Source organism: Agrobacterium sp. LAD9, from assembly GCF_003031125.1.
Taxonomy (GTDB): Bacteria; Pseudomonadota; Alphaproteobacteria; order Rhizobiales; family Rhizobiaceae; genus Agrobacterium; species Agrobacterium radiobacter.
Map to the genome: position 1 here is coordinate 350825 of NZ_PHGS01000009.1, position 12750 is coordinate 363574.

Sequence of the window (12750 nt, forward strand, 5' to 3'; positions counted from 1 at the left end):
AAAAGTCATATATAATATGTTGACAGTTATCATCATGTTTTTTAGTCCTCGCTTATCGGCTCGCCCGTAACAATCAAAACAGTTTCAGCCGCGGCGGCAAACGCGGCGTGCTTTCGCGCGCCGTGGCCCATTCGCGCGCCTACCTGGGGGTACTTCATGTCCATTTCGCGCACGCAGTCTGCGTTGCTTCTGTGCACTGCCATCTCTCTCCTGCCGCTTGCCGGCCCCGCACGGGCACAGGATGCCGCTTCGCAGGCGGACGGCACCACCACGCTTGAAAAGATCGTGGTCAAGGGCAAGCGTGTCAAAAGCGCCAATGCCGTCGCCGACACGCCGCTGGCAAGCCAGACCACAGCGGAAGACATCCGCAAGAAGGACATCGCCAGCATCAAGGACCTCGGCAATAGCACGGAACCGGGCGTCGATTACGTGGATGCCAAGCCCGGCAGGCCCGGCGGATTGTTCATTCGCGGCCTCGGCGGCGCGCGCGTCGTCACTTTGATCGATAATATTCCTGTTCCCTACTTCAACAATTTCGCCCGCCAGGGCCAGGCCACCACCACTCTCAGTGATACGAATTCGAGCTTCGATTTTTCCTCGCTTTCGACTGTTGATGTGGTGCGCGGCGCCGATTCCAGCCGCATCGGCTCCGGTGCTCTCGGCGGCGCGCTCGTGCTGCGCACGCTCGAGCCGGAAGACCTGATCGGCGAAGGCAGGGACTGGGGTGGCGTGGCCAAGACCACCTATGACAGCGAAGACAGAAGTGTCGGCGGATCGATCGCCGTCGCCAAGAAGATCGAGAACACCTCGGTCCTGTTCCAGGGTTCCTACAAGCGCGGCAACGAGACGGACAACAAGGGTACGGCCGACGTCTACGGAACGCGCCGCACCAAGCCCAACCCCGCCGATACCTATGAAAGCAACCTGATGTTCAAGATCCGCCAGGATCTTGAAGGCGGTCACCGCATCGGACTGACGGCCGAGCGTTATTCGCTGAGAGACCGCAGCGACATGAAGACCCTGCAGGGCGTCAGCGTATCGGGATCGACCTACCGAATCGGCGACTACCGGGGCTACGAGGACACCGAGCGTGACCGCGTATCGCTCGATTATGAATACGAGGCGCCCTCGACCGACGGCGTGATCGACGCCGCCAATCTCTCGCTTTACTGGACGCGCCTTTCCAAGGAGTCCGGCGCGGGCGACCGCCTGACCAACAATTCGCTCTATATTCGCGAAGACAGCATGCGCAATAGCGCATTCGGCATCGTCGGCGGCCTCGAATCCGGTTTCGAGCTTGGCGGCGTGCAGCACACGGTCCGCTTCGGCGGCAACGCCATGACGACCGATTTCAGCCAGGAACTGTTCGCCAATACGGCCGGATCGACCTCGTCTTCGCAATCGGACATGCCTGACGTGAGCGGCAAGAGCCTCGGCCTTTATCTCGATGACGAAATCGCCTTCGGCAACGGCTTCCGTCTTACCCCTGGCCTGCGCTTCGATTCCTACGACTACGACCCTGACGGTTCGGTTTCCAGCAATGGCGGCTACAGAACCTTCGGCCTGCCGAGCGGCAACAGCGGCTCGCGCTTCTCGCCGAAGCTTCTTGCAACTTACGACGTCACGCCGGAACTGCAGCTCTTCGCACAATGGTCGATGGCCTATCGTGCCCCGACGATCAACGAACTGTATCTGAACTTCTCCAACATCAGCTCCGGTTACGCCGTTGTCGGCAATTCCGCCCTCAACCCCGAGACCAGCAATGGTTTCGAAATCGGCGCGAACTATGCCTCCGGCGACCTGACGGGAAGCCTGACGCTGTTCCACAACAAGTACAAGAACTTCATCGAGCAATACACGACCTCGACCACCCTGTTCCCCGGCTTCGGCGGCAGGGGCAACGGATCGCTCTTCACCTATCGCAACCGTAACAATGTCGAAATCTCCGGTGTCGAAGCCAAGGTCCGCAAGGATCTCGCAAACGGCTTCTTCGCCCATGCCTCGCTTGCCTACGCCTATGGCAAGGACACCGATACCAACGAGTTCATTCGCACGGTCGCGCCGTTCAAGTCCGTCCTCGGCGTCGGTTATGCGCAGGATGTCTGGGGTACGGAACTGACCGGCGTCTTCTCGTCCGGCATGCGTGACGACAGGGTGGCCAACACCTTCGATGCCCCCGGCTACGGCGTCTTCAACCTGACCGGCTGGTGGGAGCCGGAACAGACCAAGGGCCTGCGCATCCAGGCCGGTATCTACAACCTGTTTGACAGGAAATACTGGAATGGGGTCGGCGTCCGCGACGTGAACCCGAATTCCGTCAGCACCGTCAACCAGCCGGTCGATTTCTATACGGAAGCAGGCCGCACCTTCAAAATCTCCCTGACCCAGAAATTCTAAATCCGGGCGGAAATATCATCTCCAGTCGGGGCGGCCTTCGGGTCGCCCCTTTTTTGTCAGCGGCAATAGAGATAGCTGCCCTTGCGTTCCAGCACGTCGAGATGCAGGTGATCCTGATGGGTCGCGTCGCTGCCGGGCGAAAGAACCGTGCGGAAGAACAGGCAGGCGGCGGCCGTAATCGTGCGCTGGAAAGCGCCTTCCGGCGTCCCGTCCTCGACCCGCGGCTTCATCACCAGCGGCTCACCCTTGTCGAAGGAAATGGTGGAAATATCCACGGCATTGCCCTTGGCATGTTCGGAAATCTTGCCGTTTTCCGCGCTGTTGCGGTTGCGGCAGATATAGGTCGAGGCATTGGCAATGGCCGTCACCTTTTTCTCCGGCAAAGCGAGAGCCGCCGCCGGCAACATCATCTCCTTGGTCCAGCGGGAAAGCGCAAGCGCGGTTTCGCAACGCATGGTTCCCGATGGTTCCAGCTTGATGCCGGGCAGGACCACGGAAAGCTCGAGAGGCGCTTCGATGCCGCACCCCTGCTCCGCATCGCGGATCGGCTCAAGCTGCTTGAACTCAGCGCCGATCTCCTTCAACGCGCCAAGGCATGCCTGAAGTGCGGCCGGATCTTCCGGTTTCACCGGCTCCGGTGGTTTCTCGTCGGGTTTGGCCGCCTCGTCACCGGGCTTCTTACGCTCCCCGTCGTCCTTGCCCTCGCCTTCCTTTCTGGCGTCATCGGAACCTTTATCTGCGGGTGTCTTTTCATCATCCGTTTTCTGCTCCTCCGAAGCCTGCGGCTTCGCGTCCGGTTTCTGCTCTTCCGGGCGCTGCGGTTTAGGGGCCGGTTTCGGCGCTTCCGCCGGGCTTTGCGGCGTCTCGTCCGATGGTTTTTCCGAGGGGGTGGAGGATTGCCCCTCGCCCGGTTTTGGCTGCGGCACCGGTACCTGCGCCGGCGGTTCAGAGGCGGAAATCAATGCGAGGGTGGCTACCAGAAGACACAGACGATGAAGCATTTTTCGGGGCACTCCTGACCGTTTCGGCAGGAGAGCAACGCAGCGGCGGCCGGTAAGGTTCACTCCCTTGCCGAAATCCGCTTGCCAAGGCGGATCGTGCACGCTAACAATTTTCCCATGAATATCGTGTCTAAGAACATTGCTAACTGGTGGTGGGGCAGCTTTTCGCGGCCTTGACCAGTCATGTCTTCAGACAAAGTCCAAGCCGCCCGAATTTTCAGGCGGCTTTTTTGTTATTTTGCCGCCTGTCATCGGGCCTGAACAACAGGAAGTACGAAAGAAATGGTAACGATCATTCAGGATGACGGAGCGGAAACCTACGAGACGAAAGGCGGCATCAAGGTCAGCCGAAAACGCCGGCCCGCCGACTATGCCAACGCCATCGATAATTATATCGAAAAGCTTGATTCCCATCGCGGCGCGGTCTTCTCGTCCAACTATGAATATCCCGGCCGTTACACCCGCTGGGATACGGCCATCATCGATCCGCCGCTCGGTATCTCCTGTTTTGGCCGCAAGATGTGGATCGAGGCCTATAATGGCCGTGGCGAAGTGCTGCTTGGCTTCATCACCGAAAAGCTGAAGGCGACGCCCGATCTCACGCTTGGCGCTTCCACCACGCGCCGCCTCGATCTCACCGTCAACGAGCCGGACCGCGTCTTCACCGAGGAAGAACGTTCGAAAATCCCGACCGTCTTCACTGCGCTGCGCGCCATCGTCGACCTTTTCTATTCGAATGCGGATTCGGCAATCGGCCTGTTCGGCGCTTTCGGTTACGATCTCGCTTTCCAGTTCGACGCCATCAAGCTGTCGCTGGCGCGGCCCGAAGACCAGCGCGACATGGTGCTGTTCCTGCCCGATGAAATCCTCGTCGTTGACCATTATTCCGCCAAGGCCTGGATCGACCGTTACGATTTCGAAAAGGCCGGCGTGACGACGGACGGCAAGTCCTCCGAAATCACACCCGAGCCGTTCAAGACCACCGATACGATCCCGCCCAAGGGCGATCACCGTCCCGGCGAATATTCCGAACTTGTCGTGAAGGCCAAGGAAAGCTTCCGCCGCGGCGATCTGTTCGAGGTCGTTCCCGGCCAGAAGTTCATGGAACGCTGCGAAAGCAATCCATCAGCGATTTCGCGCCGTCTGAAGGCGATCAATCCCTCGCCCTATTCCTTCTTCATCAATCTCGGCCATCAGGAATATCTGGTCGGCGCTTCGCCGGAAATGTTCGTGCGCGTCTCCGGCCGCCGCATCGAGACCTGCCCGATCTCAGGCACCATCAAGCGCGGTGACGACCCGATTGCTGATAGCGAACAGATCCTGAAACTGCTCAACTCGAAAAAGGACGAATCCGAGCTGACCATGTGCTCGGATGTGGACCGCAACGACAAGAGCCGCGTCTGCGAGCCGGGTTCGGTGAAGGTCATCGGCCGTCGCCAGATCGAGATGTATTCGCGCCTCATCCACACGGTCGACCACATCGAGGGCCGCCTGCGCGACGATATGGACGCCTTTGACGGCTTCCTCAGCCACGCATGGGCCGTCACCGTCACCGGTGCGCCAAAGCTGTGGGCCATGCGCTTCATCGAAGGCCATGAAAAGAGCCCGCGCGCCTGGTATGGCGGCGCGATCGGCATGGTCGGCTTCAACGGCGACATGAATACCGGCCTGACGCTGCGCACCATCCGCATCAAGGACGGCATCGCAGAAGTGCGCGCCGGTGCGACGCTGCTCAACGATTCCAATCCGCAGGAAGAAGAAGCAGAAACCGAACTCAAGGCCTCCGCCATGATATCAGCCATTCGCGATGCCAAGGGCACCAACTCCGCTGCCACCAAGCGCGATGCCGCCAAGGTTGGCACCGGCGTCAAGATCCTGCTTGTGGACCACGAGGACAGTTTCGTGCACACGCTGGCGAATTATTTCCGCCAGACGGGCGCGACCGTCTCGACCGTCAGAACGCCTGTCGCCGCAGACGTGTTCGATCGCTTCCAGCCAGATCTGGTCGTACTTTCACCCGGACCCGGCAGCCCGACGGATTTCGACTGCAAGGCGACGATCAAGGCCGCCCGCGCCCGTGACCTGCCGATCTTCGGCGTCTGCCTTGGCCTTCAGGCGCTGGCGGAAGCCTATGGCGGCGAGCTGCGCCAGCTTGCGGTGCCGATGCACGGCAAGCCTTCGCGCATCCGCGTGCTGGAACCCGGCCTCGTCTTCTCCGGTCTCGGCAAGGAAGTGACCGTCGGCCGTTACCACTCGATCTTCGCCGACCCCGCCACCCTGCCGCGTGATTTCATCATCACAGCGGAAAGCGAGGACGGCACGATCATGGGCATCGAACACGCCAAGGAACCCGTTGCCGCCGTTCAGTTCCACCCGGAATCGATCATGACGCTCGGCCAGGACGCCGGCATGCGGATGATCGAGAATGTCGTGGTGCATCTGACCCGCAAGGCGAAGACGAAGGCGGCATGATGGTGGCTACCGACGCCATCAGCATCGAACCCATTCGGGCGGAGCACGTTGAAAGCTTTCACCGTGCTCTCGATGCGGTATCGCGCGAGCGGAAATATCTGAGCTTCCTGGAGGCGCCGCCGCTCGATTCGGTTCGCGCCTTCGTTCTCGACATGATCGAAAACGACCATCCGCAATTCGTGGCGATTGCGGATGGCGAGGTGGCCGGCTGGTGCGATATTCGCCGCCAGAGCAGAGCAACCCGCGCCCATTGCGGCACGCTCGGCATGGGCATCCTGCCCGCCTATCGTGACAAGGGACTTGGCGCGCGGCTGATGCGGCGGACACTCGATGCCGCCCGTCAATGCGGGCTGCATCGTGTCGAGCTAAGCGTACATGCGGACAATGCGAGAGCAATTGCGCTTTATGAAAAGATCGGTTTTGTGCATGAAGGCCGAGCGCGCGACGCCGTCCTGATCGACGGGCGTCACATCGACAGCCTCAACATGGCGATCATCTTCGGCAGCTAACCCCTCGGCAGCGAGGCCGAAATACACAGGGCAAACTTTTTCAGAAGCTGCATGTCGAAATGCCCCTCCCGGCGCAGCATCCATGTCAGCGCTTCATTCGCCGTCCATGGCTTCTTGTAGGGCCTGACCGAGGTCACGGCGTCATAGACGTCGCAGATCGCCGCGATACGGGCGTAAAGGCTGATCTCGCTGCCCGCACGGCCACTCGGATAACCGCCGCCATCCATCCGCTCATGATGATTGAAGCAGACATCAAGCACCATTGATGGCATCTGCGCGTTGCGCGACAATATATCCCGGCCGAATGCCGGGTGAAGATTGATGATCTCCCGCTCGCTGGCGCTCAATCCTTCCGCCTTGTTGAGGATCGATGAGGGGATTTCCACCTTGCCGATATCATGCAGCAACCCGCTGATGCCGAGCAGATTGACCGTTCCCCTGTCGAGCCCGAGATAATTACCGAAAAGAATCATCAGGCCACTGACCGAGACCGAGTGCACAAACGTTGTTTCGTCTTTCGATTTCAGGCGGGTGACGCCGATGAAAATCGCCGGGTTCGACTGCACGGCATCGGAAATCTTGCCCGCCGCCGCAGCCATGCCCTTCAGCGAGACACTGCCGCCGGCTTCAGCGGAGGCAAAGGTTTCGGCAATGGTATCGGCGGCCGAGCGTACGGCATGGGTAACGGCAGCCACGGTTTCCGGGCAATTGCACAATGGCGGTGAAACGGCTGCAGAACGCTTGCTGCCTTCGGTGTCGTGCCCCTTGGCCGTGTTGATGACGATGCTTTCGGCGCCGCTCAATTTCAATTGACGCATTAATTCCTCATGCCGCAAAAGAAAGCGGTGCCGCTTTAAAAATCCCTGGTTCGAAAGCGTTCCTTCGACCGCTTCGATAAACATGCCAAGCGTCAGTTGCTGGGTGGAAATTCGTTTGAGCATTAGATGCTTTTATTTTCCTTCCCGGGAATGATAACCTGAAACCGCAATTCAAAAAAATGTCGGCGCGCAACCGGCTAAACTATAAAGGTGAAGTCAAGCCTTCCCAACTTGCCTAAACCTGGGCCTTGAAAGATTAGATAACACAAATATGAAAATTTTTTACTCTGGATATATTTAAAACTCAAAGAATCAATCCGGATAGACCAAGAAACAACCTTAGAATGTAAATAGTGAAAACTATCGCATACGACGCAAATCAGGAGCCGAAGAAACCCGCATGAATTCCAGACTTGAAACGCGCATCGACCAGGGTACGAGCCGTGAACCGGCGGACATGGTTCTCAAGGGCGGACGCTTCTTCGACCTCGTTACCGGAGAACTCGTCGCGTCGGATATCGCCATCTGTGGCGACACCATCGTCGGCACCTGCGAGAACTACAAGGGCCGACAGGAAATCGACATTTCCGGAAAAATCGTCGTTCCGGGTTTCATCGATACGCATCTCCACATCGAATCGTCACTGGTGACACCGCACGAATTCGACCGCTGCGTTCTGCCCTATGGCGTTACCACCGCCATCTGCGACCCGCACGAGATCGCCAATGTTCTCGGGGAGGAAGGGCTTCAGTTCTTCCTCGACAGCGCCATGGAAACCATCATGGACATTCGCGTGCAGCTCTCCTCCTGCGTGCCCGCGACCCATCTGGAAACATCAGGCGCCGATCTGCCGATCGAAAAGCTGCTGCCGTTCCGCGATCATCCGAAGGTCATCGGCCTTGCCGAATTCATGAATTTTCCCGGCGTCATCCACAAGGACCCGGTGTGCATGGCAAAGCTCGAGGCCTTCCAGGGCCAGCATATCGACGGGCACGCGCCACTTCTGTCCGAAACGGCGCTGAACGGTTATCTCGCCGCCGGCATCCGCACCGAACATGAATGCACCAGCGCCCCGGAGGCGCTGGAGAAAATCCGCAAGGGCATGCATATTCTGGTGCGCGAAGGCTCGGTCTCGAAGGACCTGCACGCCCTGATGCCAATCATAACCGAGCGACTGTCGCCCTATCTGGCGCTCTGCACCGATGATCGCAACCCGCTCGATATCGCCGAACAGGGCCATCTCGACTATATGATCCGCACGGCGATCGCCAGCGGCGTCGAGCCGCTCGCCATCTACCGCGCCGCCTCGATTTCCGCCGCCAAGGCCTTCGGTCTGCGCGATCGTGGTCTCGTTGCACCGGGCTGGCGCGCCGATCTCGTGGTCGTCGACAGCCTGCAGAACTGCAAGGCCAGCATGGTGCTTTCCGGCGGCCGGATCGTCGATGACGCCCTGTTTGCCACGCGCAAACCGGTCGCCCCCGTCGGTCTCGACAGCGTCAAGGCAAGGCCGGTGCTGGCGGCCCATTTCGGCGTGCCGGTCACGGAGGGCGAAAGCCCGGTCATGGGCGTGCTTCCCGGCAAGATCATTACCGAGCACCGCCGCTACAAGCTGCCGACGGATGGCAACCAGACCACCGTCGATCTTGAGAACGACATCATCAAGGTTGCCGTCATCGAACGCCATGGCAGGAACGGCAACCACGCCAATGGTTTCGTTCAGGGCTTCGGCCTGAAGAAGGGCGCGATCGCCTCCACCGTCGGCCATGACAGCCACAATATCTGCGTCGTCGGCGTCAACGAGGACGACATGGCGCTGGCCGCCAACCGGCTCGGCGAAATCAAGGGCGGTTTCGTGGTGGTGGAAGACGGCAGGGTCACCGGCGAGATCGCTTTGCCCGTGGCCGGGCTGATGAGCCTCGAACCCTATGAGACCGTTCGCGATACGCTGCACACACTCAGAAAAGCAGCCTATGCGCTCGGCACGACGCTGGAAGAACCCTTCCTGCAAGTGGCCTTCCTGCCGCTACCCGTCATTCCGCATTTGAAGATTTCGGATATGGGCATGGTGGATGTGGATCGGTTTGCGCTGATCTGATTGGCGGAAAATGCCTCGGCGGAAGACGGGAAACACGCATGAAACGCCAGCCTCATTCCTGTGCTTGTCGCAGGAATCCAGTCGACGCGCGTCTGCGCGGCGAGAGAGTCTTTTCAGCCCAACGACTTGGGCTGGCTAGATTACTGTGACAAGCACAGGAATGAGGGAAGCATCTACTGTGCCTCTGCCCCTCAATCCGAAGGCAGAAGCTTGCGGAAATAAACCACCCGCTCCGTTTCCTCAAATCCCAGCGCCGCATGCATGCGATGGGAATCGACATTTGCAATATCGGCATCGGATGCGAGTTCGGTGACGCCCTGGCTGATGGCCCAGCGGGTTACTTCGGCCACGAGCGCTGCGGCAACGCCCTGTCTGCGAAACGTCTCCTCGACATAAATTCCCTCGAGAAACGCCACGGGCGACGTGTCGCAGCCGTTGACGTAATCCCGCCGCAGACTGACCTCGGCAAAACCAATGGCCGCTCCCGCCGGATCGTGGACAATAAATCCAGCCCCGGCGTCGGAGACGTCCTGCAACTCCGCCCTATGTTCGTCAGGCGTGGTATCCGGCCACAGGCGGTGTCGCAAAAGACACCAGTCATCCCGATAGTCGGCAGCGTTTCCGATGACGAATGGACCGCTCATACAACTGTCCCGCAAAACACATCCAGCCCATCGAGCTTGACAATCCCCGCATCGAACAGCGGCGCGAAACCCGGCATCGGCAGGATATCCGTGACCCGCATGCCTTTCGGTATCGGAAATTCCAGGGCCTCGCGCGTCAGGTTGAAAACGAACAGCAGTTTTTCGTCGCCCTTCTGGCGCGTGAAGGCCAGCACATCGAGATTGGTCTTGATGAAGTGCATGTCCCCATCGCGCAGCGCGCCGTGACCTTTGCGGAAAGACAAAACCGCACGATAGTGGTTCAGAACCGAATCCGGCTTGCGCTCCTGCGCATCCACGGCCTGCATGGCATGGACATAGGGCACCGGCAACCAGGGCTTTTCAGCGCTTGAAAAACCGGCATTCGGCTTGCCGGTCTCCCACACCATCGGCGTGCGGCACCCGTCACGGCCCTTGAAGGCGGGCCAGAAGCGGATGCCGTAGGGATCGCGCAAATCCTCGAAGGCAAGTTCGGCCTCGGTCAAACCCAGCTCCTCGCCCTGATAAAGGCAGATGGAGCCGCGCAGGCTGGCGAGGACACAGATGGCGAGCTTCGCAACCCGTGTCTGTTCTTCAGCGCCTTCGGAAAACCGGCTGAGGTGTCGCACCACGTCATGGTTGGAAAAGGCCCAGCAGACCCAGCCATCCGTTACCACCTTGCCGAAGGTCTCGACCGAACCGCGTAAATGTTTGGCGCTGAAATCCGGCCCCAGGAGATCGAAGGTGTAGCACATGTTGAGCTTGTCGTTGCCGGATGTATAGGCCGCCACGGTTTTCAGCGACCGAGCCCCGTCACCCACCTCACCCACCGTTGCACGGCCCTCATATTCATCGAGCAGCGCGCGGAAGCGCTTCAGGAAAGCCACGTTTTCCGGCCGGGTCTTGTCGTAAAGATGATCCTGCATGCCATAGGGATTGACGTCGGACGCATCGAGACCAAAACTTTCCTCGTCGAAAAGCGGCGGGTTGTCGCGCAAAAGCTTGTCGTGGAAATAGTGGTTGACGGTATCGAGCCGGAAACCGTCCACGCCGCGATCCAGCCAGAAGCGCACGGTTTCGAGAAGAGCATCCTGAACCTCGGGATTGTGAAAATTCAGGTCCGGCTGCGAGGCGAGGAAGCTGTGCATGTAATATTGCTTGCGCACGCCGTCCCATTCCCAGGCCGGTCCGCCGAACACGGAAAGCCAGTTTGTCGGCGCCGTGCCATCCGGCTTGGGATTGGCCCAGACATACCAGTCGGCCTTGCTGTTGGTGCGGCTGGCACGGCTGTCCACGAACCAGGGATGCTGATCTGACGTGTGCGAAATGACCTGATCGATGATGACCTTCAAGCCCAGCCGGTGCGCCTCGGTCATCAGGGCGTCGAAATCGGCAAGCGTGCCGAACATCGGATCGACATTGCAATAATCGGAAACGTCATAACCCATATCGGCCATGGGCGAGGTGAAGAAGGGCGAGAGCCAGATGGCATCGACACCGAGCGAGGCGATATAGGGCAGACGTTTCGTCACCCCGGCAAGATCGCCATAGCCGTCACCGGTCGTATCCTGAAACGAGCGCGGATAAACCTGATAGATCACCGCTCCCTTCCACCAGTCCGATTGCGCTTGGGGTTTGTGGACCGGGGCATGGGTTAGCGGCATGGGCGATCTCCTGATGGTTTGAGCGGAGAATATAAAGCCGACGCGGCCGCGTAAACCGGAACTTCGCACATGCACAAACGGCCAAAACCGCCCTTGTCAGCGGCGCGCACTCGTCGTAAGCCGCATGGCTGGAAAAAACGGGAGGATGACAGCGTGGGCGGACGGTTTCTGTCGATTGGCGAATGCATGGTGGAACTGTCGCAGGCCGGCGACGGGCTGCTGCGCAAGGGTTTTGCGGGCGATACGTTCAATACCGCCTGGTATGCCCGCGCCTGCCTGCCGGAAGACTGGTCGGTCGATTATTTCACCGCACTCGGCGACGATCCGCTTTCGGAAGACATGCTCTCCTTCATTGCCGATGCCGGCATCGGCACGGAAAAAATCCGCCGTATCAAGGGTGGCACACCCGGCCTTTACCTCATCAACCTGAAGGACGGCGAGCGCACCTTCAGCTACTGGCGCAACGCCGCCGCCGCAAGACAGCTGGCGGCGGACGCGGATCATCTGCGCAAAACGGTCGAAAGCGCCGATGTTGTCTATTTCTCCGGCATCACGCTCGCCATTCTCGCCTCCGCGCATGATGTCGATACGTTTCTGGCGGAACTGCGCCGCGCCAAGGCGGCGGGCAAGCTGGTGGTGTTCGACCCCAATATCCGCCCGCGCCTGTGGGCAGACAAGGGCCACATGCTCGAGACCATTTCCAACGGTGCGCGCGCCGCCACGCTTGTCATGCCGAGCTTCGATGACGAGGCGAGCCATTTCGGCGATGCTTCCGTTGAAGCGACCATCGACCGCTATCGTTCACTCGGCGTCGAAAACATCGTGGTCAAGGACGGCGCCAAGGGTGCGACGCTCGATTTCGGCGGCAGCCGCAGCCACGCCCCGGCGGAAAAGGCCGTGGACGTGGTGGATACGACAAGCGCCGGCGACAGTTTCAACGGCGCGTTCCTCGCCCGTTATGTGACCGGCAGTTCCCCGGAGGAAGCGGCCACCTTCGCCGCAAGGGCGGCGGCAACCGTCATCGGTCACCACGGCGCGCTGATCAGCCCCGATCTGCTTCCGCTGGTGGGATAGACCCCTCTCTGCCCCTCATTCCTGTGTTTGTCACCGGAAACCGGCCGACGTGCGTCTACGCGGCGGAGAGCCTCCTCTC

Annotated in this window: 9 protein-coding genes; 5 read left to right on the forward strand and 4 right to left on the reverse strand. The window is 59.9% G+C overall.

Annotated elements, in window-relative coordinates; all coding sequences use genetic code 11:
• The first annotated feature begins 156 nt into the window (after positions 1-156).
• Entirely contained in the window at positions 157-2397 is a 2241-nt protein-coding gene (locus DA915_RS11430) for a TonB-dependent hemoglobin/transferrin/lactoferrin family receptor (protein ID WP_107675850.1), read from the forward strand.
• 56 nt (positions 2398-2453) lie between these two features.
• Here DA915_RS11430 and DA915_RS11435 read toward each other — a convergent pair whose 3' ends face one another.
• The gene (locus DA915_RS11435; protein WP_107675851.1) at positions 2454-3398 is read right to left on the reverse strand and encodes an extensin family protein; all 945 of its coding nucleotides are present in this window, start codon (positions 3396-3398) and stop codon (positions 2454-2456) included.
• A gap of 282 nt (positions 3399-3680) precedes the next feature.
• On the opposite strand from DA915_RS11435, the gene DA915_RS11440 reads away from it, so the two are divergent.
• Positions 3681-5870: an anthranilate synthase gene (locus tag DA915_RS11440; RefSeq protein ID WP_107675852.1), complete on the forward strand. Its 2190-nt coding sequence runs from the start codon at positions 3681-3683 to the stop codon at positions 5868-5870.
• Positions 5867-6379, forward strand: coding sequence for a GNAT family N-acetyltransferase (locus DA915_RS11445; protein WP_162695560.1), 513 nt, complete (start codon positions 5867-5869; stop codon positions 6377-6379). The genes DA915_RS11440 and DA915_RS11445 overlap by 4 nt, the downstream gene beginning before the upstream one ends.
• Here DA915_RS11445 and DA915_RS11450 read toward each other — a convergent pair.
• Positions 6376-7320, reverse strand: a complete 945-nt coding sequence (locus DA915_RS11450; protein ID WP_107675853.1) for an HD-GYP domain-containing protein — start codon at positions 7318-7320, stop codon at positions 6376-6378. The two genes, DA915_RS11445 and DA915_RS11450, sit on opposite strands and share 4 nt — an antisense overlap.
• A 277-nt stretch (positions 7321-7597) precedes the next feature.
• Between DA915_RS11450 and ade the strand changes: the two genes are divergently transcribed.
• Positions 7598-9292: an adenine deaminase gene (ade, locus tag DA915_RS11455; RefSeq protein WP_107675854.1), complete on the forward strand. Its 1695-nt coding sequence runs from the start codon at positions 7598-7600 to the stop codon at positions 9290-9292.
• 191 nt (positions 9293-9483) lie between these two features.
• Here ade and aac(6') read toward each other — a convergent pair whose 3' ends face one another.
• Together aac(6') and DA915_RS11465 are read right to left on the reverse strand one after the other, a co-directional pair.
• A complete protein-coding gene (aac(6'), locus tag DA915_RS11460) occupies positions 9484-9936 on the reverse strand; it encodes an aminoglycoside 6'-N-acetyltransferase (RefSeq protein ID WP_004430089.1) in 453 nt (150 codons plus the stop codon).
• Positions 9933-11597: an alpha-glucosidase family protein gene (locus tag DA915_RS11465; RefSeq protein WP_107675855.1), complete on the reverse strand. Its 1665-nt coding sequence runs from the start codon at positions 11595-11597 to the stop codon at positions 9933-9935. The genes aac(6') and DA915_RS11465 overlap by 4 nt, the downstream gene beginning before the upstream one ends.
• Before the next feature lie 153 nt (positions 11598-11750).
• On the opposite strand from DA915_RS11465, the gene DA915_RS11470 reads away from it, so the two are divergent.
• Entirely contained in the window at positions 11751-12671 is a 921-nt protein-coding gene (locus DA915_RS11470; RefSeq protein ID WP_192886464.1) for a sugar kinase, read from the forward strand.
• The last annotated feature ends 79 nt before the right edge of the window (positions 12672-12750 follow it).